Source organism: Thiomicrorhabdus heinhorstiae (assembly GCF_013391765.2).
Classification (GTDB): Bacteria; Pseudomonadota; Gammaproteobacteria; order Thiomicrospirales; family Thiomicrospiraceae; genus Thiomicrorhabdus; species Thiomicrorhabdus heinhorstiae.
On sequence record NZ_JACBGI020000001.1, the window covers coordinates 187,649 to 213,887 of the forward strand.

18 protein-coding genes and 4 tRNA genes are annotated in these 26,239 nt (G+C 46.3%); 3 read left to right on the forward strand and 19 right to left on the reverse strand.

The window, feature by feature from the left end; all coding sequences use genetic code 11:
- Positions 1–47: 47 nt before the first annotated feature.
- From H8792_RS01015 to H8792_RS01030, 4 genes are read right to left on the reverse strand one after another with little or no spacing between them, the layout of a single operon-like run.
- Positions 48–1,679: an ABC transporter ATP-binding protein gene (locus H8792_RS01015; RefSeq protein ID WP_194947273.1), complete on the reverse strand. Its 1,632-nt coding sequence runs from the start codon at positions 1,677–1,679 to the stop codon at positions 48–50.
- A gap of 19 nt (positions 1,680–1,698) precedes the next feature.
- Entirely contained in the window at positions 1,699–3,081 is a 1,383-nt protein-coding gene (locus tag H8792_RS01020; protein ID WP_194947274.1) for an ABC transporter permease, read from the reverse strand.
- Positions 3,078–4,055: an ABC transporter permease gene (locus tag H8792_RS01025; RefSeq protein WP_194947275.1), complete on the reverse strand. Its 978-nt coding sequence runs from the start codon at positions 4,053–4,055 to the stop codon at positions 3,078–3,080. The genes H8792_RS01020 and H8792_RS01025 overlap by 4 nt, the downstream gene beginning before the upstream one ends.
- The gene (locus H8792_RS01030; protein ID WP_194947276.1) at positions 4,055–6,265 is read right to left on the reverse strand and encodes an ABC transporter substrate-binding protein; all 2,211 of its coding nucleotides are present in this window, start codon (positions 6,263–6,265) and stop codon (positions 4,055–4,057) included. Before H8792_RS01030 ends, H8792_RS01025 begins: the two co-directional genes overlap by 1 nt.
- Before the next feature lie 218 nt (positions 6,266–6,483).
- On the opposite strand from H8792_RS01030, the gene H8792_RS01035 reads away from it, so the two are divergent.
- A complete protein-coding gene (locus H8792_RS01035) occupies positions 6,484–7,260 on the forward strand; it encodes an enoyl-ACP reductase FabI (RefSeq protein WP_194947277.1) in 777 nt (258 codons plus the stop codon).
- Between the two features lie 285 nt (positions 7,261–7,545).
- Here the strand turns inward: H8792_RS01035 and H8792_RS01040 are convergent.
- From H8792_RS01040 to tig, 9 genes are all read right to left on the reverse strand, one after another.
- Positions 7,546–7,622: transfer RNA gene (locus tag H8792_RS01040), tRNA-Asp, on the reverse strand.
- A gap of 8 nt (positions 7,623–7,630) precedes the next feature.
- A tRNA-Val gene (locus H8792_RS01045) sits at positions 7,631–7,706 on the reverse strand.
- Between the two features lie 103 nt (positions 7,707–7,809).
- Positions 7,810–7,886: transfer RNA gene (locus tag H8792_RS01050), tRNA-Asp, on the reverse strand.
- A 1-nt stretch (position 7,887) separates the two neighbouring features.
- Positions 7,888–7,963, reverse strand: a tRNA-Val gene (locus H8792_RS01055).
- 124 nt (positions 7,964–8,087) lie between these two features.
- On the reverse strand, positions 8,088–8,360 hold the full coding sequence (locus H8792_RS01060) for an HU family DNA-binding protein (protein ID WP_194947278.1): 273 nt from the start codon (positions 8,358–8,360) through the stop codon (positions 8,088–8,090).
- 120 nt (positions 8,361–8,480) lie between these two features.
- The gene (gene lon, locus H8792_RS01065; RefSeq protein WP_194947279.1) at positions 8,481–10,922 is read right to left on the reverse strand and encodes an endopeptidase La; all 2,442 of its coding nucleotides are present in this window, start codon (positions 10,920–10,922) and stop codon (positions 8,481–8,483) included.
- A gap of 247 nt (positions 10,923–11,169) precedes the next feature.
- Complete coding sequence (gene clpX / locus H8792_RS01070) at positions 11,170–12,429, reverse strand: ATP-dependent Clp protease ATP-binding subunit ClpX (RefSeq protein ID WP_194947280.1); 1,260 nt, start codon at positions 12,427–12,429, stop codon at positions 11,170–11,172.
- Between the two features lie 9 nt (positions 12,430–12,438).
- Positions 12,439–13,038: an ATP-dependent Clp endopeptidase proteolytic subunit ClpP gene (clpP, locus tag H8792_RS01075; protein ID WP_194947281.1), complete on the reverse strand. Its 600-nt coding sequence runs from the start codon at positions 13,036–13,038 to the stop codon at positions 12,439–12,441.
- A gap of 156 nt (positions 13,039–13,194) precedes the next feature.
- A complete protein-coding gene (tig, locus tag H8792_RS01080; RefSeq protein WP_194947282.1) occupies positions 13,195–14,508 on the reverse strand; it encodes a trigger factor in 1,314 nt (437 codons plus the stop codon).
- Between the two features lie 308 nt (positions 14,509–14,816).
- On the opposite strand from tig, the gene H8792_RS01085 reads away from it, so the two are divergent.
- Positions 14,817–15,020, forward strand: coding sequence for a YgaP family membrane protein (locus H8792_RS01085; RefSeq protein WP_194947283.1), 204 nt, complete (start codon positions 14,817–14,819; stop codon positions 15,018–15,020).
- A 69-nt stretch (positions 15,021–15,089) separates the two neighbouring features.
- On the opposite strand, the gene H8792_RS01090 is transcribed toward H8792_RS01085, so the two are convergent.
- From H8792_RS01090 to H8792_RS01115, 6 genes are all read right to left on the reverse strand, one after another.
- Entirely contained in the window at positions 15,090–17,012 is a 1,923-nt protein-coding gene (locus tag H8792_RS01090; protein WP_194947284.1) for an ABC-F family ATP-binding cassette domain-containing protein, read from the reverse strand.
- Between the two features lie 80 nt (positions 17,013–17,092).
- On the reverse strand, positions 17,093–17,782 hold the full coding sequence (lolD, locus tag H8792_RS01095; protein WP_194947285.1) for a lipoprotein-releasing ABC transporter ATP-binding protein LolD: 690 nt from the start codon (positions 17,780–17,782) through the stop codon (positions 17,093–17,095).
- Positions 17,775–19,025 (reverse strand): lipoprotein-releasing ABC transporter permease subunit, encoded by a 1,251-nt coding sequence (locus H8792_RS01100; RefSeq protein ID WP_228766880.1) that lies wholly within the window; start codon positions 19,023–19,025, stop codon positions 17,775–17,777. The genes lolD and H8792_RS01100 overlap by 8 nt, the downstream gene beginning before the upstream one ends.
- 8 nt (positions 19,026–19,033) lie before the next feature.
- Entirely contained in the window at positions 19,034–19,717 is a 684-nt protein-coding gene (locus H8792_RS01105) for a trimeric intracellular cation channel family protein (RefSeq protein WP_194947287.1), read from the reverse strand.
- A 77-nt stretch (positions 19,718–19,794) separates the two neighbouring features.
- A complete protein-coding gene (locus H8792_RS01110; RefSeq protein ID WP_194947288.1) occupies positions 19,795–21,111 on the reverse strand; it encodes an NAD(P)/FAD-dependent oxidoreductase in 1,317 nt (438 codons plus the stop codon).
- Positions 21,112–21,302: 191 nt separating this feature from the next.
- A complete protein-coding gene (locus H8792_RS01115; RefSeq protein WP_194947289.1) occupies positions 21,303–22,538 on the reverse strand; it encodes an MMPL family transporter in 1,236 nt (411 codons plus the stop codon).
- 172 nt (positions 22,539–22,710) lie between these two features.
- Between H8792_RS01115 and mfd the strand changes: the two genes are divergently transcribed.
- Positions 22,711–26,163 carry a transcription-repair coupling factor gene (gene mfd, locus H8792_RS01120; RefSeq protein ID WP_194947290.1) on the forward strand — a complete coding sequence of 1,151 codons (3,453 nt, stop codon included), beginning with the start codon at positions 22,711–22,713 and terminating at the stop codon, positions 26,161–26,163.
- Positions 26,164–26,239: the final 76 nt, after the last annotated feature.

The window sequence follows — 26,239 nt, forward strand, 5'->3', positions numbered from 1 at the left end:
AAGCTTTCAGACGATTCCAATAAGACGACAATTGTGGATGCGATAATTTAAAGAATTCGCTGTTTCACTAAGCTTGGAGCAGAATCGAGCAGCTGTCGGGTATAAGGGTGCTGCGGTCGTCCGATAACCTCTTCGACCGTTCCACTCTCGACAATCTTGCCTTGCTGCATAACCGCCACTTTGTGGGCGATAGTCGGCACGATCGACAAATCGTGCGTTATAAACAGATACGACAGACCGTATTTCTGTTGCAATTCATCGAGTAATTTCAATACCTGAGCGCGTACCGATACGTCCAAAGCACTGGTCGGTTCATCACAAATAATCAAATCCGGTTCGACAGCCAGAGCACGGGCGATGCCGATTCTCTGCCGTTGCCCACCGGAAAATTCGTGTGGATAGCGTTCTTTGTGCTCTGGGAACAACCCGACTTGCAGCAGCAGTTTATCGACTCTAGCCTCTTGTTCCACAGGATCCTGCGATCCGACCTGAAGCGTTACCATCCCTTCTCGAATAATTTCCAATACCGTCATCCGCGGATTCAGCGCGGAAAACGGATCCTGAAAAATAACCTGAATCTGTTTACGATACGGACGCATATCGCGCTCTTTTAAGGAGCCCAGATCAACCCAGCCTTTTTTCTGATCCAGCCAACGAATCTGACCGTTCTTAGTGTTAACCAGACGAAGAATTGCTTGACCGATAGTGCTTTTACCGCTACCCGATTCACCCACCAGCGCCAGAGTCTCGCCTTTGGCAATTTCCAAGGTAACGCCGTCAACCGCTTTCAGATCGGCAACCTTACGTTGAAAAATACCTTTCCGCACCGGGAAATGCACTTGCAAATCATCCAGTTCCAACAGCGCCTGTTTCTGTTGCAGCACTCGCTGACGCACTTGCGGGATAGAGTCCTTCAGCAACTGTTTGGTATAGCTGTGCCGCGGACGTTCGAAAAACAGCTCTTTATGTGCCAGTTCGACCAGCTCTCCTTTACGCATTACCGCAACCGTATCGGCAATATCGTAAACCACGCCCATATCGTGCGTGATGAACAGGATTGCCAAACCACGTTCGTCACGCAGCTGTTTCAGCAGATTCAATACCTGCGCCTGAATCGTTACATCCAAGGCGGTTGTCGGCTCATCAGCGATCAATAATTGCGGCTCACAGGCCAGAGCCATGGCGATCATTACCCGCTGCTTCTGTCCGCCTGAAAGCTGATGCGGATACCAGTTATAACGTTCGGCCGCATCAGGGATGCCAACTTCGTTAAACAGTTCAACGACCTTTGCTTTGGCCTGCTTGGACTTCAAACCCAGATGCAATCTCAAAACCTCGGCTACCTGTTCACCGACTTTGATCACCGGATTCAGAGAGGTCATCGGTTCCTGAAAAATCATGGCAACCCGCTTTCCGCGAATCGTCTGCATTTGACGCTCGCTTTGTGCCATCAGGTCGATATCAGCCAGTCGGATGCCGCTGTCCGGGTCAATCGTCAAACCTTCTGCCAGCAGACGCATCACTGCCAAAGAAGTTAAAGACTTTCCACTCCCCGATTCACCAACCAGTGCAAAAATTTCACCCGGGTACATATCAAAGGTAATTTTCTTGACCAGATCATCCTCCCCGATGCGAATCGACAGCTGGGAAAGACTAAGTACCGGATGATGTTTAGACATAAAAAATTTCCTGTAACTCTTATGAATTGCGCGGGTTCAATACCCATTGGACCCGATCGGCGAACAGGTTAGCCGCCAAGACCAGTATAAACATGAAAATGAACGCCGATAGCAAAGACCACCAGACCATCGGTTCCCTAGCCATTTCCAAACGTGCCTGATTGATCATATTCCCCCAGCTATAGGTGGTCGGATCAACCCCGACACCGACATAGGATAGAACCGCTTCAGCAAGAACCAAACCGCTGAAATCCAACACTACCGCGATCAAAACCAGATGCAACAGGTTTGGCAGAATATGTTTGTAAATCAGATGCATTCCGCCCATTCCGAACGCTTTGGCAGATTGAATATATTCCAATTGAGAAATCTTCAGGGTTTCGGCCCTCAACAAACGGCACAGGCCGGTCCAGCTGGTCATCCCGAGAATAAACACCAAAAACAGCAAACGCAGATCGGCGCGCTGTTCACTACTGCCGAAATCCGCCGGATGCTGGGCAATCCACGATTGCATGACCAAGACCGCCGCTGCGATCAATAATACGCCGGGAATTGAATTTAAAGTCGTGTAAAGGTACTGGATGACATCGTCGATCCAGCCTTTGAAATAGCCGGCACTGATTCCTAAAAACAAGGCCAAAGGCAACATCACCAAAGTCGTCAAAGTTCCGATAACCACGCCGGTACGAATACTCTTCATCGCCTGATAAAAAACATCCTCTCCGACCTTATCGGTTCCAAGCACATGATAGAAATGGCTCAAATAATACAAGATGCTCATAACGGCAAGCAGCAAGAACAAAGTCAGATAACCCCAATTCCACGGCAGTCGCTTCGGCTTGACTCTGATATCCCGTTTAACATAGGCGCGGACTCGAAAGTAGCCATGGAAAACAAAAACGACAAGCGTCAATAGAAAAGCCGCCAATAGAGCAATCCCCGACTTCTTAATCAGGTCTTGCCATAATACCTGGCGGTTGTCAGGATTTTCCAGATGGACTGCGGCAAATTTTAGAGGACGATACACCTGCTGTACCTGTCCATTCTCATCGTACAGAATCGAGCGGCTGTATTCATGGGATGCAAAAGGTGCCGAGTAGGTTCTTTCCTGATTTTTAACCAGATGCCATAAGGAGAGATCCAAAGGACTGAGTACCTGATTTTCATAGCCGGCCGGTGCCCAGCGATTTTCCTGATTAAATTTAAGATGGATCGAATCCGTCAAGCCAATCAGGACATACACAGATAGAATTACAGCCGACGCCATGGCGATCGGAGATTCGAAAATTTCCCGCCACTGCTTTCGGGCCTGTTTGGATTTTTTGATTGAGTGCAAACCGAAAACAACCGCGCCAAACAGTATCCAAATCAGCAGATCGGTCCATAAAAATACCAGGCTCATCTTAAACGCACCCTTGGATCGAACCAGCTGTAGGCGATATCAGTCAGAATCAGGCCGACAATGTATAACACCGAGCCGAGGAAAACCATCGCTTTTACAATTGAAAAATCCTGGGACTGAATGGCATCAATCGTGTAACTGCCCAACCCGGGGATTCCGAAAAAGGATTCCATAATCAGGCTTCCCATAAACAGGGTTGGAATAACCACTACCACCCCGGTCAAAATCGGCAACATGCCGTTTTTCAATAAGTGCTTGAACAATACCTGAATTTCGGAAAGCCCTTTAGCCCGTGCACTGCGAACGTAATCCTTATGAATTTCCTCCAGAAAAATACTTCGATACCAACGTACACCTGAGCCAACACCGGCAAGCACGCCGATAAAGACCGGCAGGATAATAAACTTCCACATGCTCCAACCGGACTCGTAGCCGGAGATAGGCACCCAGTGCAGCATTTTGCCGAACAGGACTTGAGCGGCAATAATATAGAACAGGCCGGAGATCGACATCAGAATCACAGCAGCAACCATCGCTGCCCGATCAAGTAAACTGGCGCGGAACAAAACCAGCAGCAAGGCGACGGCAATATTGGTAAACAAGCCGATGACAAAGGTCGGCAGTGCAATCGCCAATGAAGGCCACATACGCTCTTGAATATCGGCGCTGATTTGCCGACCACTGTCAGAACGTCCGAAATCAAATTGAAACAGCTTGGCAGACTCCTGAACAAACAGCGTATCGACCACATGATTCATTCCTTGGGCATTCTGATTATAAAACAACGGTTTGTCGTAACCGCGATCGGCTTTCCAGGCCGCAATCATTTCCGGTGTCGTCTGTTTGGCACCCAGCTGTGCTCGCGCCATATTATCCGGTGTATTGACCCCAAAGAAGAGAGCAAAAGTAATGAAGTTGACACCGAGCAAAATCGGGATAGCGAACAACAGGCGTTTAATGATATAGGCTAACATCAGTTCACTCCCTTATCATTTACAGACAGAGTTTGATTTTGCCGCCGTTTATAGGCGTGTCGAACAGGAACCACCAATAAGATCAGTAAAATAACAGCTAAAATTAACGGCCATACAACCGGCTGGTTCCACTGTTGCAAGGCGTTTAGACGTTGTTGAACATCTACATTCTTATATTTCAAAGTATTATTCGCCAAAGGATTCGCCCACATGTTTTGCAGCCAGGCGTGATATAAAGCGAGGGATTTCGGGCTGAAGCCCCAAGCCCAGGGCGCGTCTTTACGCAGCATTTCCAGCATTTGTTCTATAATCTCAAGACGTTCAGGACCATTTTGCAAGGTTTTCATGCGTAAAAACAGACGATCGAATTCCGGGTTGTCATAGTTGCTGCTATTGATACCGCTGCCGTTGGTATTGATGGCGGCATTACCACCGTACAGCAAAAACAGGAAATTTTCCGGATCGGGATAGTCGGCATTCCATCCCCATGAGAACATCTGAACCTTTGCCCCGCGAACCTTGTCCTGGAAGCGGTTGTAATCGGTGGCACGAATCACCAGCTCGATGCCGAGTTTGGCAAACTGTTTACGATACCAGTTTAACAAGGCTTTGCTGTCCGGGCCGGTTGCCGCAGTATCGTAGTAAAGTTTCAAAGACGAGCCATCACTGTCTTTCCCGTCTGGATAGCCGGCTTCCGCGAGCAAGCGTTTCGCTTCATCGATCGATTTCCGCTGCGGTCTGCCCTGTTGCCATTCATACACATAAGGGTTAACTCCGGCTTCTCCATTTTGATGTCCAAAGATTCCCGGAGGAATAGGACTTTGTGCCGCTAGACCGCGACCATTCAGGAAAATGGAGATATACTCTTCAAAATTAATGGCTATGCTGACGGCTTGTCGTAATTTACGATGCTTTTCGTCGTAGCCACCGACAACTGGATCGGCCATATTAAATCCGAAATAGAAAATCGTCGGTTCTACTTCGTTAAGAAACTGAATCCCCTTCTCTTTCATCGCCGTAGTCAAACTCATGCTGCCGCTCGAGGAAACACTGACTGCCTGATCGAAGCTGTCTGAACCGACGCCTGAAGCATCATAATATCCTTGCAGAAATTTGTTCCATAAAGGAACGCTTTCCTTTTCCAAAGAGTAAACCACCTCATCCAGAAACGGCAGTGGCTTACCGGCATCGGACAATAGTGCCGGATCGGCATTTTCTGCCAAGCCATCATTGGGATAGGTCTCATGCGAGAAATTAGAATTTCTCAGTAAACGCATACGTCGGTTAGGATTATTTTCAGCTAGATAAAACGCGCCGGTCCCAACCGGATAAGTATCCAGTGTCAGGTTCTTTTCCAGTAATGGTCGTTGTTTGTAAAAACGCACAGCTTCCCATGGAATCGGAGCAAAGAAATTCATGCTCAGCCAATAAAGAAATTGCGGATAAACACCTTTAACCAGGATTTTATATCTATATTTATCAATTGCTTGAATGCCTTTTATCGACTTATCTCTTAAATCGAAAAAGGTAGTATCTTTGCTTGAACTATTTTGTTTCAGTAACTGGCTGTAAGCTGCGGTCATCTTTTCGGAAAATTCGTCCAGACCGACGATGTACTGTTTCATCGCATCCAGGATAGGAGAATGATTTTGCCGCAAAGCCATGCGCTTTATCGCATAAATATAATCATCGGCAATCAATTCCCGAGTGGATTGATATGTAAAATCACTCGGAGAATCAATGCCGTGTAACTGCTCTGCAGTCAGATCCAGATAGCGGAAATGCCCGTTCTTCAAGAGTGCGAATGCAGGATGAGGTTGGAAACGAATAGCATGCTTTAACTCAAAATTGTATTCGCTGTAGGCGACCTGCGGATCCTCAGCACCAACTTCCTGCAAATCAGCGTTTAAATAACGTACCTCAGGCATTTTTTGGAGCGTTAAAGGTTCTAGCGTATAAGGCCTTTTTAAATAGTGGTATTGCAGTGGCGGTTCGTAAATCTGACTGATAATCGACCACTCATTGGAATTGTAGGAAATAACCGGGTCAAGATGCTTTGGCGGAGACGAAAAAGAGCTGAACAGTGTTTTCGACTCCATCTCGCTGGAATCATAAGGAATATTCCAAATACCGAAAAATCCGGCGCTGGCTGTAACGGGAATCAGGCTCAAAAGGACACAGAATGCAATTAGATACGATCTTAAAGACATTCTAGCCACTTTTAAAAATCGTCCTGATGATCTTAACAAATCAAAGTGCTCCGTTTGGTTGAAAACCCGATAAGAAAAGCGAAATCCCCGTGCAGCGAATCCAAGACGGAATTTTCCCGGGAATAGGCGCATTATAACGAATAATTTAACGTTATAATGCCCCTTAAAATCGGAAGATGGCTTCCTTATTCTAAAAACGACAACTTCGGGAGAACTCTATGGGATTCCTAGCAGGAAAAAAAGCTTTAATTATTGGTGTCGCCAATAACAAATCAATCGCCTACGGTATCGCTAAACAGATGCATGAGCAAGGCGCTGAAATCGCCTTGACTTATCAGAACGATAAACTGAAAGGTCGCGTTGAAAAAATCGCTGAAGAGCTAGGTTCATCCGTCGTACTGCCATTAGATGTCGCCGATGACGCTCAAATAGACCAGATATTTGCAGAACTAGGCAAACAATGGGATGGTTTGGATATTCTGGTTCATTCTGTCGCTTTCGCTCCGCGCGAAGAACTTGAAGGCCGCATGATCGATGCATCTACTCGCGAAGGCTTCAAAATCGCCCACGATATTTCCGCCTATAGCTTAACGGCTTGTACTAAAGCTGCTCACGAAATGCTGAAAGCCAAAAATGGTTCCGTCTTGACGGTTTCTTATTTGGGTGCCGAGCGTGCCGTACCTAACTACAACGTCATGGGGATCGCCAAGGCTTCTCTGGAAGCGACCGTTCGTTATTTGGCTGCCGACCTCGGACAGGAAGGTATTCGTGTTAACGCCGTTTCTGCAGGCCCGATCCGCACCCTTGCCGCGGCAGGTATTAAGGATTTCCGCAGCATGCTGGATAAAGCCGCTGCCTCTACTCCTCTACGCCGTAACGTCACGATTGAAGAAGTCGGCAACACAGCTGCATTCCTTTGCTCTGATCTGGCGTCCGGAATTACCGGTGAAATCACTTATGTAGACGGCGGCTACAACGTAACGGCATCTAACTAAAATTAGCGACTGCAAGCTTCAAACTCATTGTTAAAATTTTGCTCGATTTTGAAGCTTTCATAACGCTGATTCTCTTGCAGAAAAGACATACCAGCTTATTGCTGGTATTTTTTTATCCGAGATTTGATGCCACGCCAATAGATGACATCATGAAAATCCTCTGAGATAAAAAGCAATGGCGTTTATAAACAAATGGCGTTTATAAACAAAAGAAATGACGGATTTTTTACCTGAATCAGAAATGAAAAAAGCCACCCGGAAAATCCGAGGCGGCTTTTAAAATAATGGCGGAGCGGACGGGATTCGAACCCGCGACCCCCTGCGTGACAGGCAGGTATTCTAACCAGCTGAACTACCGCTCCTAATTGTATGGTGGGTGATACTGGGCTCGAACCAGTGACCCTCGCCTTGTAAGGGCGATGCTCTCCCAACTGAGCTAATCACCCAGGATAACTCCGAACAGTCTTACTTAAATGCATTCCGGATGTTTATTGCAAACTCCTGTCGATTTGCAATAAAAAAGGTAGTTAACAAACTACCTTCTAAATATGGCGGAGCGGACGGGATTCGAACCCGCGACCCCCTGCGTGACAGGCAGGTATTCTAACCAGCTGAACTACCGCTCCGTGGTGGGTGATACTGGGCTCGAACCAGTGACCCTCGCCTTGTAAGGGCGATGCTCTCCCAACTGAGCTAATCACCCAATCAATTCCGCCTGTATGCCGCTCTGGGCCTCGCTTGGCGTCCTTAATTGATGTGGCGTATTATAGAGAGTTGGGAGAGCATGTCAAATAAATTTAACGCTTTTTTGTCACTTTTTTTACAACTTAGTTCACAGCGTCTTTAAGAGCCTTACCAGCGGTAAATTTTGGAACTTTAGCCGCAGGAATCTGCATTTCAGCACCAGTTTGAGGGTTGCGACCAGTACGGGCAGCACGCTCACCAACTTTAAAAGTTCCGAAACCGATAATCGCAACGGTATCACCAGCGCTCATTGCTTTTGTAATGGCTGAAACAGTTGCATCCAATGCTTTAGCAGCATCTGCTTTAGTTAGTCCAGCTTCTTCTGCGATTGCGCTTACTAGTTCAGATTTATTCATTTGATTCTCCATGAGTTACGTTTCTTATGTCATATCCACCACTAAGGCTTAGGCATTTATAGCAATCCTCTATTCTCAGTGTCAAGCAAAATTCCTTTAAAACCCTTGAAAAGGGCTCTATTAGTGGTGTTCACTGCGATTTTTCTGCTGATTACGACGATTATTTTTGTCAAAAGCAGGAGGATCGATTTCCGCTTCAACCCCCTTCTCGTCTTCCGACTTCAAAAGTTTCGGCGGTGTCGTCAAGGCTAATTCCAGCACTTCGTCCACCCATTGGACCGGGTGAATATCCAGATTATTTTTAACTTCATCCGGAACATCGGCCAAATCGCGTACGTTATCATGCGGAATCAACACGGTTTTAATCCCACCTCTCAGTGCGGCCAGCAATTTCTCTTTCAGCCCTCCGATAGGTAAAACTTCGCCGCGTAAAGTAATCTCACCGGTCATCGCTACTTCAGCCTTAACCGGAATATTGGTTAAAGCCGAGGTAATTGCAGTACAAATCGCAATACCGGCGCTAGGCCCGTCTTTTTTCGTTGCGCCTTCCGGGAAGTGCAAATGGAGATCAAAATTCTCGTAAAACTCTTCGGTCAACCCTAGATCCTCAGAACGACTGCGAATCACGCTCATTGCCGTCTGTACCGATTCCTGCATAACACTGCCCAACTGTCCGGTACTGGAGAGTTTTCCTTTACCAGGCATAGCTGTGGCCTCAATACGCAACAGATCTCCGCCGACACGAGTCCAAGCCAGGCCAGCAACCTGCCCGATGCGGTTTTCTTCATCGGCCAAACCGATTCGGTAACGGGCTACACCCAAGTACTCTTCCAAATCACCGGCATCGACACGGATTGTTTTTAAGGAATCATCAAATACCAGCTTTTTGACTGCCTTACGGCAGATTTTTGCCAATTCCCGTGCCAGCAGGCGGACACCCGCTTCTCTGGTATAGGTTTGAATAATGCCACGAATCGCCCCTTCTGTGACTTCCAGCTCTTTCTCTTTAATACCATGCTCTTTTTTCGATTTCGGTAACAAATGGCGTTGGGCAATATTCAGTTTCTCCGGCTCGGTATAACCGGACAAATTAATCACTTCCATACGATCCAGCAATGCTTCAGGAATATCCATCGAGTTCGAAGTTGCGACAAACATGACATCCGATAAATCATAGTCCACTTCCAGATAGTGGTCGTTAAAACTATGATTTTGCTCAGGATCCAGAACTTCCAGCAAAGCAGCAGCCGGATCACCACGCATATCGCTCGACATCTTGTCGATTTCATCCAGCAGGAATAATGGATTTCTCGTGCCGGCACTTTGCATTTTTTGAATAATTTTGCCTGGCAGCGCCCCGATGTAAGTTTTGCGATGTCCTCGGATTTCAGCTTCGTCACGCACGCCGCCCAGAGCCATCCGCACATATTTACGATTGGTTGCTTCGGCGATCGATTTAGCCAAAGAGGTTTTACCGACACCTGGCGGACCAACTAAACACAGAATCGGCCCTTTCATCTTCTTAACACGTTTTTGTACCGCGAGGTACTCAATAATGCGTTCTTTTACCTTCTCCAGTCCATAGTGCTGGGAATCCAGAATTGTTTGTGCTTTAGGCAGGTCATTTGAAACACGGCTGCGTTTTTTCCACGGGATATCGATCAACCAGTCAAGGTAGTTTCGTACTACCGTTGCTTCGGAAGACTGCGATGGCATCATTTTCAGTTTTTTCAGTTCCGATTGTGCCTTCTGCTTCGCTTCATCACTCATCCCGGCTTTTTCGATGCGCTCGTTCAGCTGATCCATTTCATTAACGGCTGCTTCGTCCCCGCCAGCCAATTCGCTATGAATCGCTTTGATTTTTTCATTTAAATAATACTCGCGCTGAGTTTTATCCATCTGCTTTTTAACACGAGTAGTAATACGCTTTTCCGACTCCAACAGTTCAAGCTCGGTTTCAACCATCGCCAGTACCCGCTCAAGGCGCTCGGTCACAGAAGTCATCTCCAACAACGTCTGCTTCTCTTTAACACCAAGATTCAAGTTGGCGGAAATCAGATCCACCATGCGATCAGGATTTTCTTCTTTTTGCACAGAACTGCGAACTTCGGATGGAATCTTCTTCTTATGATCAGTAAAGACGGCGAAACGCTCTTTTAAAGTGCGCATCAGTACCAGCTTATCAGCCGGATTATCTTCGACCGATTGTAGAACCTGCACATCGCCCATCAAAACATTGTCATTATTATTCAAAGACAACAACTGAAAACGCTCAACCCCTTCAACCAATACCTTGACTGTTCCATCAGGAAGTTTCAACAGCTGGAGAATATTGGCCATAGTGCCGACTTCATATAAGTCTTCAAGAGTTGGCACATCCAACTCTGCGCTCTTCTGAGCGACCAAAAAAATCTGTTTATCGCCATTCATCGCTTCGTTTAGTGCACGGATCGATTTTTCTCTGCCGACAAACAACGGCATTACATTGCCCGGAAATACAACAACATCACGTAACGGTAACACCAGCACATTCATTTTCATTTCAATTTGATCTATATTCATCTCGATCCTTCTAGCGTGTCCGCTTTCTTAGATATTCATCAGTATTTTTATCTGCCGGTTTATGAAGTTCTCCACATTCTGTAGAGATAAAAAGGTCCGATCTCTGCAAACCATAAACCATATCGTCGGGTTAATCTAAAAGGTAAGTCATTCCGTTTTATTGATTTTACGGCTATTCAAAAAAGATAGAGCTGTGAAGAAACCGACCGCAAAGCCGGTTTCGAATGGCAACCTAAAATTTAGGCAATTATTCGCTGGAGGCTTTGGCTGTCGCTTCTTCTTGGTAAACCAACATCGGTGATTTTTTACCTTGAATCACTGCTTTGTTAATAACGACTTTATCGACATTTTTCAAGCTCGGAAGGTCATACATTGTGTCAAGAAGCAGCTGTTCCATAATAGAACGCAGACCACGAGCTCCAGTTTTACGTTCGATAGCAAGGTGTGCAATTTCAATCAACGCATCTTTACGGAATTGCAGTTCCGCACCTTCCAGTTCAAACATTTTCTGGAACTGCTTGACCAGAGCGTTTTTCGGTTCGGTCAGGATTTGTACCAAAGCTTCCTCGTTTAGCTCTTCCAAAGCGGCTACCATCGGTAAACGTCCTACGAACTCAGGAATCAAACCGAACTTGATTAGGTCTTCAGGCTCAATTTGGCGGAATTTTTCAGTTAGGCTCAACTTGTTCTCTTCGCTGCGAACTTGCGCAGAGAAACCGATGCCGACATCTTTTTCGATACGTTGATCGATGATTTTATCCAGCCCTTCAAAGGCGCCGCCGACAATGAACAGGATCTTTGATGTGTCGACCTGAATCATATCCTGGTTAGGGTGTTTTCTTCCGCCTTGAGGAGGTACGGAAGCCATGGTTCCTTCGACCAGTTTCAATAACGCTTGTTGAACACCTTCACCGGATACGTCACGTGTGATTGACGGATTTTCCGATTTACGCGTGATCTTATCGATCTCGTCGATATAGATAATCCCGCGTTCGGCCTTCTCAGGATCGTTATCGCAACGCTGCAACAGCTTAAGAATAATGCTCTCGACATCCTCACCGACATAACCCGCTTCAGTCAAAGTAGTTGCATCGGCAATTGCGAAAGGCACATCCAACAAACGGGCCAGAGTCTGAGCCAAAAGCGTTTTCCCGGAACCGGTCGGACCGATCAGTAGAATATTACTTTTGGTCAATTCGACATCGTCTTTCATGTGCGCGTTCTGCAAACGCTTGTAGTGGTTATAGACGGCAACCGAAAGGACTTTTTTCGCCTGATGCTGCCCGATGACGTAATCATCGAGAATCTCGCTGATCTCGCGCGGAGTCGGCAAAGATTCAAGTTCGAATTTTCCGATGTCCTCTTCGCCGAACTCTTCGCGCAAAATATCGTTGCACAGCTCGACACATTCATCACAGATATAAACCGAAGGACCGGCAATTAATTTGCGAACTTCATCTTGTCCCTTTCCGCAAAAAGAGCAATGTAATGTTTTATCATGACTCATTATTTCCACCTATCGATTGCTGATGACACGATCAATCAAGCCGTATTCACATGCTTGATCTGCGCTCATAAAGTTATCTCGGTCAGTATCTTTTTCAATTACTGATAGCTCTTGTCCAGTATGATCGGCCAAAGCTCGATTTAATTTATCTTTGATCTGCATGATCTCCTGAGCGTGAATCTGAATATCACTTGCCTGCCCTTGAAAACCACCCAAAGGCTGGTGAATCATGACGCGTGAATTCGGCAAGGCAAAACGCTTGCCTTTCGCGCCGGCAGATAGCAAGAAAGATCCCATACTCGCAGCCTGGCCGATACACATGGTGCTGACATCAGGTTTGATAAAGCGCATGGTGTCGTAAATAGCCATACCGGCGGTAACACTGCCGCCTGGAGAATTAATATAGAGGTGAATGTCTTTATCGGGATTTTCCGATTCCAAAAACAGCATCTGGGCCACAATTAAGTTAGCCATATGATCTTCTACCTGACCGACCAGAAAAATTACCCGCTCTTTCAACAATCTTGAATAAATATCGTAGGATCTTTCCCCACGACTGGTCTGTTCAATGACCATTGGTACTAATGCATTGTGAATCATATTTTCCATCTTTTATTTTTTTCCTATCGCGGTCTTAATACTTTTTCGCTGATGTTCAGTTCTATATTAGCCGTTTCTTAGACAAAAAAAAACTTAACCCCGATGATAAAAATACTCTTTTACCATCAGGATTAAGTTTTTTTGATTCAAGTCAGATTTTTAGACTTAAGCAGCTGGACGAATCACTTCATCAAACGTCTTGCTAACTTCAGTCACATCGGCTTCAGCCAAAATCTTCTCAGCAACTTTGTTTTCAACCAGCATGGCACGAATTTCATAACGTGCACCAGGGTTTTGCGCATACCAGCTAATTACTTCCTGCGGCTCTTCGTATGAAGATGCTTGCTCGCTGATATAGGCTTCAACTTCTTCATCGCTGGCTTCAAGGTTATTCGCTTTAATCAAATCGCCGATGATCAAACCAAGCTTAACACGCTCACGCGCCTGATCTTCGAAGTGCGCCGCTTCGATTTTAACGTCTTCGGCCTTCATGCCTTGTTGCTGCATGTTTTGTACCATCTGATCCATCAAGCTCTTAACTTCTTTGTCAACCAATGACTTAGGAAGCTGAACATCAACAATCTGTTCAACTGCTTTTAGAACCGAAGTACGGTTGTTGTTTTCAACGGCACGTTGCAGTTCTTTCACCATGCTGTCTTTGATTTCAGCTGTCAAAGATTCAACTTTACCGTCTTCGATACCGAATGAAGTTACGAATTCTTCGTTAACTTCTGGAAGTTGCTTAGTTGAAATAGAGTGTACCGTGATATCGAAAGTCGCTGCTTTACCTTTCAGGTTCTCTGCATGGTACTCTTCCGGGAAAGTCACTTCGATCGTTTTCTCTTCACCTTTTTTCATACCGATGATTCCGTCTTCGAAACCTGGGATCATACGACCTGAACCCAATTCAAGAGGAACGTTTTCTGCAGAACCGCCTTCAAAGGCTTCACCGTCGACTTTACCGACGAAATCGATAATAACCTGTTCACCAGCCTTGGCTTTCTTGGCGGCACTCTTTGAAGGTTTCCAAGCCATACGTTGTTCACGCAGACGATCGATCATTTTAGAGACGTCTTCGTCAGTTACTTCAGCACTGACTTTCTCAACCTTGATTGAACCAAATTCAGGCAAAGTGATTTCAGGGTAAGTTTCAAAACGAGCTGTAAAGGTAACCTGACCGTTTTCATCGTTCAACTCGTCGAACATCGGATAGCCCGCTACTTGCAAAGACTCTTGCTCAACCGCGTCATAGAAAGCTTTCTGCAAGGCTTCACCCATAACTTCCTGATGAACTTGCGCACCGTGGCGTTTTTTAACGACGCTTAGCGGAACTTTCCCTGGACGGAAACCATCCATTTTCACATTGCGACGGATTTCGTTTAAACGCTTTTCAATATTTGCGTTTAGCTCATCTGACGGAAAACTGACCGTCATTTTGTGTTCAAGGCCTTGTTCTGGCTTTTCTACAGTTACTTGCATATTAGAATCTCAAATTTTTGAATATTTCAACCAATGGATAAACCAACCGAACATCGCAATTGGTCTAAATTTTAGGCTGAAAATTATACTGATTTACTGTGTATTTTCAAAGAAAAAGCGTTTATTTCGCGTGCAAAAAAAAGCAAACCGATTGTTTTGTAAGCTAAAAATGCTAAAATAAGCGCCATTTAAAAATAAGCTTATATATTAAAAAAGCTTGTTTATATGTCAGGGAGTGTTGAAACCGTGTGAATTCGTACCCCGGACACTGAAATCGAACTCTTATAATGTTTACGAGGTGTTTAAACATGACCATTGAAAAGATCATTATGCTGATTGCCGGAACCGTTGTCTTGGCAAGCACACTACTTAGTGTTTACCACGACCAGGCTTGGCTGTACCTAACCGGATTCGTTGGTGCAAACCTGCTATTCGCCGGCCTGACAGGCTTTTGCCCTATGGTAAAAATCTTGCGTAAATTCGGTTTAAAACACGGCTGCGCATTTAAATAGCACCAAGCCTCACAACGGTTTACGCATAAAAAACGCCCGGATTCGGGCGTTTTTTATTTTTGCAATTCATTACTCGTTTTCAAACTCTTCACGAATCGACTGAATCTCCTCTTCCAGCTCCAGCCATTGCATTTCCAGTTCTTCATGTCGCTGTTGACAAATTGCCTCCTGCTTCAAACACTCCTGCAAACGCGCTTGATTTCCATCCTCATACAGACTCTGATCTTCCATCAATGCGTGGTGTTCAGCCAGTTGTTGTTGAATTTTTGCCAATTCATCCTCAACTTTCTTTTGCTTGGACTTATAAGGTTTCAATCGCCCTTCCAGTAACTTGCGTTGCTGCGCATTCGCCTGGCGTAACTGCTTGCGGTTCTGGCTGTTATTTTTGCCTTCTTCAGATTTCTGTTCACTGGCTTGCTGCCGGATTCGCTTCAACTGGGCTTGCAGATAGTCATCCAAATCACCGTGAAAGTGACTGACTTCACCTTCATGCACCCACCAGAATTGATCGGCAATCGACGCCAACAGATGCTTGTCGTGACTGACGACGATCAAAGCCCCGGAAAACTCCTGCAATGCAATTTCCAAGGCATCCCGGGTTTCCATGTCCAGATGGTTAGTCGGTTCGTCGAGAATGATAAGGTTCGGTTGCTGAAACACAATAATCGCCAATGCCAAACGTGCTTTTTCACCGCCGGAAAAGCATTCGATCGATTCCAGGCATTGCTGATTGGAAAAGCCGAAACCACCAAGAAAATCGCGCGCTTCCTGATCACTCGGAGCATCCGGCAGTTTCAACAGATGCTGCAACGGACTCTGTTCTAGTGACAGTGTTTCCAACTGGTGCTGGGAAAAGTAGCCGAATTTGACGCCCTTGGCTGTTACGATCTTGCCTTTTTGCGCCTGTAACTCACCGACCAGCAATTTGATCAGTGTCGTTTTACCTGAACCGTTAATACCGACCAAGCCGATTCGATCGCCGGCGCGCAAAACCAGATCGGTATGCTTAAGAATTGCTTTATCGCCGTAAGCAAAATCCAACCCGCGGAGTTCCATCATCGGATCCGGCTGGTATTTCGGTTCGGCAAATTGAAAATGAAACGGATTCAATGCTTGCACAGCAGCCACCGTTTCCATTCTTTGCAAGGCTTTTACCCGGCTTTGCGCTTGCTTTGCTTTACTGGCTTTAGCTTTAAAACGTTCGATAAAGCTCTTTAAGTGCTGCATCTGCTGCTTTTGCTTATCATGCAGCGCCTGCTGCTGCATCAAGCGTTCGTTTTTCTGCCGTTCAAAAGCTGCAAAATTACCGCTGTAATAATAGATTTTTTGCTGATCGATATGAGCAATCCCCTGAACGACTTCATCCAGAAAATCACGGTCATGGGAAATAACCAGCAGCGCTCCCTCATAGGACTTCAACCATTGCTCCAACCAGGCAACCGCTTCAATGTCCAGATGGTTTGTCGGTTCGTCCAGCAAGAGTAAATCCGCTCTTTGCATCAGTGCTCTGGCTAATTTCAAACGCACCTGCCAACCGCCGGAAAACTGTTTTAAAGATTTTTGCAGATCTTCATCCGAAAATCCCAGGCCGTATAGAAGTTGTCTGGCTTTAGTCGGCACTTCATAGGCGCGAATTCGATCCAGTTGGTCATAAGCTGCAACAATTCTCTGCTGTTCCCCATCCTCTTCGGCCAACTGTAATTCTTTTTGCGCTTGAGCATACAAGCTGTCACCGTCACAAACAAAGTCCAGCACCTTTGACTGAGTGCTTTCAACCTCTTGCTCAACATAACCGATCAACCAGTCGGCCGGAAAAAAAACTTGTCCACTATCAAGCGGAACTTCGCCCATTAGGGCCTTAAACAGCGTGGTTTTGCCCACACCGTTTTGACCGATTAAACCGACCTTCTGCCCAGGATAAATCGATAAATTGGCATCGGAAAAAAGGAGTTTGGTTCCAGCGCGAACGCTTAGCTGTTGAAGTGAGATCATCTAAAACAAAAGACACTATAAAAATTGACGATAAAAACAGGCTGCCGAAATCGCAGCCTCGGAATAGATCTACCGGGATGCTATTGCTCGATCAGAGTGCTTTCCTGCAAACGCAGGCAACGATCCATCTGGCCAGCCAAATGCATATCATGCGTCACAATCAGAATGGCGGTATCCATCTCCTGATTCAGCTCCAATAACAGTTGAAAAACCTGTTCTGCAGAATGCTCGTCCAAATTGCCGGTAGGTTCATCAGCCAGAATACAGGCAGGCTCGGTAATCAAAGCCCGTGCGATCGCGACCCTTTGCCGCTCCCCGCCGGACAGTTCCGACGGCTTATGCAGCATGCGATGACTCAGCCCGACACGCTGCAGCAGTTTTTCCGCTTTATCACGTGCCAGAGTAAAATCGCTACGACGAATTTTTAGCGGCAACATTACGTTTTCGATAGCGCTTAATTCAGGCAGTAAATGATGAAACTGGTACACAAAACCCATTTGCTGGTTGCGCAGTCTTCCGCGCTTGACTTCATTTAATTTTGAGAAACTTTCACCGTTAAGTTCAACTTTACCGGAAGTCGGAACATCCAGACCCGCCAGCAGATGAAGTAGAGTACTTTTCCCAGAACCGGAGGTACCGACGATGGCCAGCTTTTCTCCGGCAAACAATTGCAAATTCAAGCCTGAAAACACCTGTGTCTCGATCTTGCCTTCGCGATAGGTTTTCGACAAGTTTTCGGCGTTTAACACCACTTTAAGCAAATCATTCATAGCGCAATGCCTCCGCAGGCTGGACTTTTGCCGCCTTCCTGGCCGGATACAAAGTAGCAACCAAAGTCAGCAAAAATGCCAAAATCGTCACCGACCAGACATCCGACCATTCAACTTTGGAAGGGACCTGACTGATATAATAAATATCGGAAGGGAAAAACTGTATCCCCAACAAATGCTCGATAAACGGAACAATCACATCGATATTAAATGCCAGGCTTAATCCACCGGCCAGACCGAGCAAAGCACCCATAAAACCGATTACCAGCCCTTGAATAATGAAAATCCACTGAATACTGTTCGGGCTGGCACCAAGGGTGCGCAAAACGGCTATGTCGCCCTGTTTGTCGGTCACCACCATCACCATGGTCGAGACGATATTGAAAGCCGCAACCATGATGATTAACGCCAAAACGATAAACATCATGCGCTTTTCCATCTCTATCGCTTTAAAGAAATTGGCGTGTTGCTGACGCCATTCTCGAACGTATAAATTTTTACTGATGACGCCAGACAATTCGTGTTTGACTTTACCGACCAGAAACAGATCGTCCAATTTCAACTGCAGCCCGCCCACGCTATCTTCGTACTTAAAGAGCTTTTGCGCATCAACCAAATGGATCAGAGCCAAGGAGCTATCATACTCATGCATGCCGGCATCAAACACTCCGACTACCGTAAAGCGCTTAATTCTCGGCACAATACCAACTGGAGAAAAGGTTCCCTGCGGCGCGATAACGGTTACTTTATCGCCAAGTGAGACGCCAAGAGAAAGGGCCAATTCGCCGCCAAGAACAATACGGTAATCCCCGCCGTATAGAGAGCTTAGCTTACCGACAACCATTTTGTCGGAGATGTCCGCGACCTCTCCTTCTTGATCGGGCAAAATTCCGCGCACTAGGATACCACTGACTTTTTTACCACTGGTAATCATCGCCTGTTCGGTTATATTCGGTGCCGCGCCGATCACATGCGGTAAATCAATAACCTTGTCGTACAAACTGCGCCAGTCGCGCAAATGTCCGTCCTGTTCGGTCAAGGTCATATGAGCGGTCATACCGAGAATTCGATCGCGCAATTCACTTTGAAAGCCGTTCATAATTGACAATACGGTAATCAAGGCGGTAACACCGAGTGCAATCCCGATCATCGATGACAGTGAAATAAAAGAGATAAATCCGTTTCTGCGTTTGGCTCTGGTATAACGCAGGCCGAGCATCAATTCAAAGGGAGCTTTCATCAACAAGGCGTCTAATCCTTTTTTGACTGTGGTTCAGGTTCATCGGACGGTGAAATAGGTAATTCACTGTTTAGCGGTGCCTTATAGGAGATAAAGACCGGCAACTCGATATGCGCCATGATCGCCAGCACACGAATAGCCAGAGTCAAAAGAATGGAGACGATTACAACCGTTTCATAATCCATTCCAAACTCGATTAGCAGCAGAAATGCACTTGCACCGATAAATGATGCCGTGGCATAGATTTCGCGTCGAAGAACCAGCGGGACTTCACCGACCAGTACATCGCGAATCATCCCTCCGACGACACCGGTCATAATACCGGTCATAATCGAGATAGGATCGGAAAAACCGAGTTCCATCGCCTTTTGGGTGCCGATAATCGTAAATACCGCTAATCCCAAAGCATCCAGAAACAGTAACATTTTTACCGGTAGGCGTTTGTAGCGGGCGAGAAAGAAAAATAGCAAAGTGGTGACAACCACCACATAAATATACAGATCGTCTTGAGTCCAGAAGACCGGAACATCGATAATAAGGTCCCGAAGTGTTCCGCCGCCGATGGCGGTCACCATGGCAATAACGATCGCACCAAACAGGTCCAGCTGTTTTCTTCGGGCTGCCAACAGACCGGTGATCGCGAAGACTACCGTACCGAGCAAATCGAGATAATGAAGGGTAAGTGCGAGGTTCATAGCGACGGCTATTATAAACCAGCGCAAAAAAAAACGCCCCGAAATTCGGGGCGTTTTTTCTAATGCTCAAAGAAGAATTATTTATCTGATTTCAGACGGTTAATTCCCAGCATTTTCATGATGTACTTCTGATAAATCGGCTCAGAGTTACCGGCCTTCATATTACGGATGAAGTATTTCTCGAAAGCGATCTTGGCCAAGTGAACCCACTTACCTTTTTTCGCCCAAGTCAGGTTACGAGGAGGAATCTGCGGCAATGCAACAAAAGCCGCACCGGAATCACCCATATCTGCCAAACAGACCGTGTTCCAGGTTGGTTCCGCAGTTGGTTCTTTACCAGCCAGGTTATCTTCGATGTTATGACAGATCGCTGTAACCATAGATTCAATCATCAGACCGGTTTTAGGCGTACCGCAAGGAACCGGACACTTAGAATCTACCGGAGGAATCGCAATCCCAACACCCAGAGCATAGATGTTGTGGTATGTCGGGTTGCGGCTGAATTTATCGACCTTAACGAAACCACGAGGGTTAACCAAAGGACCTCCCATTTTTTCCGGTTCCGGATCAACTAGGTCACATAGGAATTTAGATCCTTTGAACGCAGGTAGCATCATTGAATACTTAAACGGTAATTCATGCTTGTTGATGACTTCACCCTGATTGTTGTACTCGTCAACAAACATGGTGCCTTCTTCGATCTTGGTTACTTTAGCATTACAGATCCAATCGATATGACGGTTACGCATTTCGTTTTCCATCAAACCTTTTGAATCACCAACACCACCAAGACCCAGGTGACCGATATAAGGTTCGGCAGTCACGAAAGTCATTGGAACCTGATTACGGATTTTACGCTTGCGCAAATCGGTTTCCATGATCATCGCAAACTCGTAAGCAGGTCCGAAACATGATGCACCCTGTACTGCACCGACGATGATCGGCCCAGGGTTCTGGCAGAACTCTTCCCATTGTTCGTGCGCTTCGATTGCGTGTGGAGTCGTACATACCGAAACGGTATTTCCACCGTGGCTCTTAGGACCGAAGCCTTCCACTTCATGGAATGCCAATGAAGGACCTGTCGACAAAATCAGGTAATCGTATTCCATTTCGGAACCGTCATCCAAAGTGATTTTGTTGTTATCCGCATCAAGAGCGGTACAAGTTTGGTGGTAGAACTCAATCCCTTTACGAGTCAAATATGGCTCCAGTTTGAAAGAGATATCTTCAGGTTTACGCCAACCCACTGCAACCCATGGGTTAGAAGGTACGAAATTAAATTCGTCGATCGCATTTACAACCTTGATTGTGTGCCCTTTATCAAGGTGTTTGCGGATGTCGTAAGACATTGGCAGACCACCGGTACTTGAACCGACTACAACTACTGTTGCCATGTTTATTCCTCTTCTTATTTTCTGATGCGGAAGAACCAGACTGTTATTCCGACTTTATGCGAATTACGACCCCGCTTCCCTAACCGGAGCCGCCTCTAAGTACGGAAAATGATGAACGATCCGTCCTCAAAATGAAAATAAAATTTATCAATAGTTAATCAATACAGTTAATAATGACCAAAAAAACTTTTTTATCTTCCGGCCTTACCAAACGCCATTAGCATTGCAGGAACGACAGCTAAAATCAATAGAGTTGAAACCGCCAAAGCAAGGATGGTAATTAAACTTGATTGCCAAACCATTGTATTACCACTAAAAACCAGAACGGCCAGACCGACAAATAAAATCCACGAAGTAACCCAGATTGCCCGTCCAACGCTGGCTAAAGCGAATTTCACGGCTGAAATCGGATCGGAAAAAAACGAGTTTTGCGCGCGAGCATAACGTGAAAAAAAATGAATTCCGTCATCAACAATCAGCCCTAACGGCATCATCATCAACAGCAGCGAGAGCTGAGAATCGGTCTGCGCAGTAGAATTAAACAGATAAAAAAGACTCAAGGTCAGGAGTAATGCAACCAAATTCATCGCAATATTCAGTACGGCCAGACGCAAACTTTTCCAGTAGATTGCAAATAAAAACCAGAATATGGTCGCAAGAATAAACAACTCTCCCACATGATCAAAAGACTGCCATGCAAAGACAATCAAACCGATTCCGATAACGACAGACATCCACAGCAGAATTTGCTGCCTCTTAACACCATGCTGCAACCATTCGCTCCAGGAATTCAAACCATGGCGGTCCGCGGTGTTACCGACACGGAATTCCAAAAGCCAGTTAAGCAGCAACATCGGTAGCCAGCTCAGGGCCACCAGATAGCTGACCAGCACACCGATGCCTACCAACCAGGCTAATGAAGAGAAAGCAGACTCAAAATAGGCCGCGGCAATAAACCCCAGTGCGGTCGTCAGGTTGGATAAAAGAACCGGCACTGCATTGAGTTTCAATGCTTCGGCAATTGCATCGTACTGAAACAACCCGCGAGCCATTTCGCGCAATAGCCCACTCATAATATGTACCAAATTGCTGGTCATTAACGTAATCACCACCACAATTCCCAGCACGGCAGTATTATCCAGTTCAATTCCCAGCCATCCCAGAATGCCGAAACTCATTGCCAAACTGTACAGACTCACCAACAGCTGTACCATAGCCGCTTTCGGTGATTCCAGTAAATATGCGACTGCCAGACTCATAGCGATGACACTTAATAACAGGAGTCCGATCTGGCTCTGTAACGGTTGCCAGTCTAAGAAAAAATTACCCAAAGCGATAATTAAACTGATCAAAGTCCATACAGTGACTAACGCATTTCGATTGTGCGCCATGATCTGCACCCAGTTAAAAGCCCAACTACCGCCCATTTAGATTCCTTTGTTATATTTGTATTATGTTTGTGTTTATCTTAACTGGCATATAATCCACATTTCGCCCTTTAGCCGGAAACTCGTCCCCTGCCGGACGACAGGTAGTTTAAAATAGCCTGCATCAACTTTGCACCTTTGCAACGATTAAAAAATATTAAATTCAACGGATATGACAAAGACTTACTCGCTTTTTAACCCTCAATCTATCAAGTTAAAAGCACACCGCTCGCACTGGAATCTAAACAACCGCGCAGAGTCCGCTCTGCTTATCGCCAATTTCGCGCAACAAATCGACGGACCGAGCGTTATTGTTACCGACGATAGCCAGGCGGCCGACCAATTGCAAGAAAGCCTAAACTTCTTTTTACAGGAGCGTCTGCCGGTATTAAAATTTCCGGAATGGGAAACGCTCCCTTACGACCGCTTTTCTCCTCATCAGGACATCGTATCCGAGCGCCTGAAGACCCTGTATCGTTTACCGGAATGTCAACAAGCCATTCTGGTGATACCGGTTAGCACCCTGCTGCAAAAAGTACTGCCTCAAAGCTATCTGCACCAATATACCTTTCTGCTGCACAGCGGAGATCGTTTAGACCTCGATACTTTTAACGAAAAACTCGAAGCGTCCGGCTATCAGCGTGTATCGCAAGTCATGGAACACGGTGAATACGCTATCCGCGGTTCGATTATCGACCTCTACCCGATGGGCAGTAAATTACCCTTTCGCATCGACCTGTTCGATGACGAAGTCGAAAGTATTCGCAGTTTTGACCCCGAAAGTCAGAGGTCTATCGACACTCTCGAATCGATTCAGCTCTTACCGGCAAAGGAATATGACTTCACTGCGGAAGGCATTACCCGCTTCAAGCAAAACTTTAAAAGCTATTTCGGCGACGATGCAGCCAACTGCCAGTTATATAAGAGTGTATCCAATCAGGAAACCGTCGGCGGTCTTGAATACTACCTTCCGCTCTTCCATTCACTGACAGAAACCCTGTTCGACTACCTACCAGATAACAGCGTTTTCTTCCATTTCGGTGATATGGAAGTGCTTGCCGATAAGGTTTTACAGGACTATCAGGAGCGCTATGAAATCGGCCAATACAATCCGGATTTCCCGATTTTACAGCCGCAAGATATTATTCTGAAAAATACCGAACTGATGACAAGCCTTAAGAGCTATCATCGTATCAGTTTGCACGAACAAACTGCTTCCCCGAAAGGGATTGATTTTGACGGTAAGGTACTTCCCGATCTTAGCGTCGAAAACGGTAATGACTACCCTCTGGCTAAATTAAACGCCTTTATTGATCGCTACAATAAGCAGGGAAAAATTATTTTCAGCGCCGAATCAACCGGGCGCAGAGAATCACTGCTTGCACTGCTCAATAAACACCAGTGCAAACCGGAAACCCTTAACAACTGGTCAGAAGCGCTTGCCAGCGACACACGCTATGCAATCCTGGTCAGTCCGCTGGAAGAATCCATTTGTACTGAAGAAATCTGCGTAATTTCAGAATCACAGATTCTCGGCACAACTGTTGTACAACGCCGTCGCAGACAGCGCAAACATCAGGATTTCGACAGCGCCATTTCCAACCTGATCGAATTGGAAATCGGCCAGCCGGTTGTACATATCGACAACGGCGTCGGACGCTATAAGGGGCTGCAAACACTCGAGATACGTGGCGAAGTCAAAGAGTTTCTGCAAATCGAATATGCCGACGAAGCGTTACTTTATGTGCCGGTCAGTGCTCTGCACTTGGTCAGTCGCTACAGCGGCGCCAGTGCCGAAACCGCACCACTGCACAAACTTGGCAGCGATAAATGGGAAAAAGCCAAACGCAAGGCAGCGGAAAAAGTGCATGACGTCGCGGCCGAACTCTTGGATATATACGCGCAACGTGCGGCGCGCCCAGGATACGGCTTTAAAACTTCGGATGAAGCTTATCATCAATTTTCCGCCAGCTTTCCGTTTGAAGAAACCCCGGATCAGCAACAGGCAATCGAAGCAGTTCTGCACGACATGCGCGCCAGCAAACCTATGGACAGACTGGTTTGCGGTGATGTCGGTTTCGGCAAAACCGAAGTTGCCATGCGCGCCGCCTTTATCGCTGCCTACGACGGCAAACAGGTTGCCATACTGGTACCGACGACCTTGCTCGCACAGCAGCACTTGGAAAACTTCCGTAACCGTTTTTCCGACTGGCCTATGCGTATCGAAGTGCTGTCGCGCTTTCAAACAGCCAAACAACAAAGCGAAATCCTCAAGGCTCTAAAAGAAGGTAAGATCGATATTATCATCGGTACCCACAAACTGATTCAAAAAGACGTCGACTATCAAAACCTTGGTCTAATCATTATCGACGAAGAACACCGCTTCGGCGTACGCCAGAAAGAGCAGCTTAAAAAGATGCGCACCGAAGTCGATGTCCTGACCATGACCGCAACCCCGATTCCTCGAACCTTAAACATGGCAATGAACGATCTGCGTGATTTATCGATTATTGCGACTCCTCCCGCGAAGCGTCTAGCAGTACAGACCTTCGTTCAAGAATGGAACGACGACACGGTCCGCGAAGCTTGTCTGCGGGAAATTCGCCGCGGTGGTCAGGTCTATCTGCTGTTTAACGACATCGATAAAATCGAAAAAATGGTCGAGCATATCGAAAGTTTGCTTCCTGAAGCCAAGGTGAGTTTTGCCCATGGTCAAATGAACGAAAAACAGCTTGAAAGCGTAATGGAAGATTTCTATCACCGACGTTTCAATATTTTAGTGTGCACCACCATTATCGAAACCGGAATCGATATTCCGACTGCCAATACCATTCTGATCAACCGCGCTGACAAATTCGGTCTGGCGCAACTGCACCAATTACGTGGCCGTGTCGGGCGTTCACATCACAAAGCTTACGCCTATATGTTCACAGGTGCACCCTCTCAACTGACCAAAGACGCCGAGAAACGTCTGGCGGCGATCGCCAAGCACGATACCCTCGGTGCCGGATTTATGCTCGCCAGCCATGATCTGGAAATTCGCGGCGCCGGAGAGCTGTTGGGTGATGACCAGTCTGGACAAATTCAGGAAGTCGGTTTCGGACTCTATAGCGAACTGCTGGATCGCGCGGTGCGAGCCTTGAAATCCGGCAAGCAACCGGAACTCAATTTTTCATTGCACGAAGGCTGTGAAATCGATCTGGGTGCACCAAGCCTGATTCCCGAAGATTATTTGCCGGATATTCAGACCCGTCTGGTGCTCTATAAACGCCTGGCGGCCGCCAAGGACAGTGATCAGTTACGTGAACTGGAAATTGAAATGATCGACCGGTTCGGGCTTTTACCTCAACAGGTCAAAAATCTCCTGCAAACCACCGAAGTCAAACTAAAGGTTCAGGCTATCGGCATAACCAAAGTCGATGCAGGCGAATCGATGATTCGTTTCCAATTCAGCCAGCAACCGGAAATCGACCCGGTAAAATTAATTCAGCTGATTCAGTCCAACCCTAAGCAATACATGCTAAAAGGCCAGACCGAATTGAAGTTTTTCGATACAATGCCAGATATTGAAGAGCGCGTCGAAAACATTGAACGCATAGTCGCTCACATCCGACTTGATGCCTAAGGTATCCTAAAATACAGCAGTGCTTAATTACCCTTTTAAAAAATTGAGCACAGCAGATAAATTACAAGATTTTGAG

Coding starts and splice junctions, on each gene's coding strand:
- clpP (WP_194947281.1), bottom strand. CDS start 13,038: ATGGAAAATATGATTCACAATGCATTAGTACCAATGGTCATTGAACAG.
- H8792_RS01015 (WP_194947273.1), bottom strand. CDS start 1,679: ATGTCTAAACATCATCCGGTACTTAGTCTTTCCCAGCTGTCGATTCGC.
- H8792_RS01035 (WP_194947277.1), top strand. CDS start 6,484: ATGGGATTCCTAGCAGGAAAAAAAGCTTTAATTATTGGTGTCGCCAAT.
- mfd (WP_194947290.1), top strand. CDS start 22,711: ATGACAAAGACTTACTCGCTTTTTAACCCTCAATCTATCAAGTTAAAA.
- H8792_RS01060 (WP_194947278.1), bottom strand. CDS start 8,360: ATGAATAAATCTGAACTAGTAAGCGCAATCGCAGAAGAAGCTGGACTA.
- tig (WP_194947282.1), bottom strand. CDS start 14,508: ATGCAAGTAACTGTAGAAAAGCCAGAACAAGGCCTTGAACACAAAATG.
- H8792_RS01115 (WP_194947289.1), bottom strand. CDS start 22,538: ATGGGCGGTAGTTGGGCTTTTAACTGGGTGCAGATCATGGCGCACAAT.
- H8792_RS01030 (WP_194947276.1), bottom strand. CDS start 6,265: ATGTCTTTAAGATCGTATCTAATTGCATTCTGTGTCCTTTTGAGCCTG.
- H8792_RS01020 (WP_194947274.1), bottom strand. CDS start 3,081: ATGAGCCTGGTATTTTTATGGACCGATCTGCTGATTTGGATACTGTTT.
- H8792_RS01025 (WP_194947275.1), bottom strand. CDS start 4,055: ATGTTAGCCTATATCATTAAACGCCTGTTGTTCGCTATCCCGATTTTG.
- clpX (WP_194947280.1), bottom strand. CDS start 12,429: ATGAGTCATGATAAAACATTACATTGCTCTTTTTGCGGAAAGGGACAA.
- H8792_RS01110 (WP_194947288.1), bottom strand. CDS start 21,111: ATGGCAACAGTAGTTGTAGTCGGTTCAAGTACCGGTGGTCTGCCAATG.
- H8792_RS01090 (WP_194947284.1), bottom strand. CDS start 17,012: ATGATCTCACTTCAACAGCTAAGCGTTCGCGCTGGAACCAAACTCCTT.
- H8792_RS01085 (WP_194947283.1), top strand. CDS start 14,817: ATGACCATTGAAAAGATCATTATGCTGATTGCCGGAACCGTTGTCTTG.
- lolD (WP_194947285.1), bottom strand. CDS start 17,782: ATGAATGATTTGCTTAAAGTGGTGTTAAACGCCGAAAACTTGTCGAAA.
- lon (WP_194947279.1), bottom strand. CDS start 10,922: ATGAATATAGATCAAATTGAAATGAAAATGAATGTGCTGGTGTTACCG.
- H8792_RS01105 (WP_194947287.1), bottom strand. CDS start 19,717: ATGAACCTCGCACTTACCCTTCATTATCTCGATTTGCTCGGTACGGTA.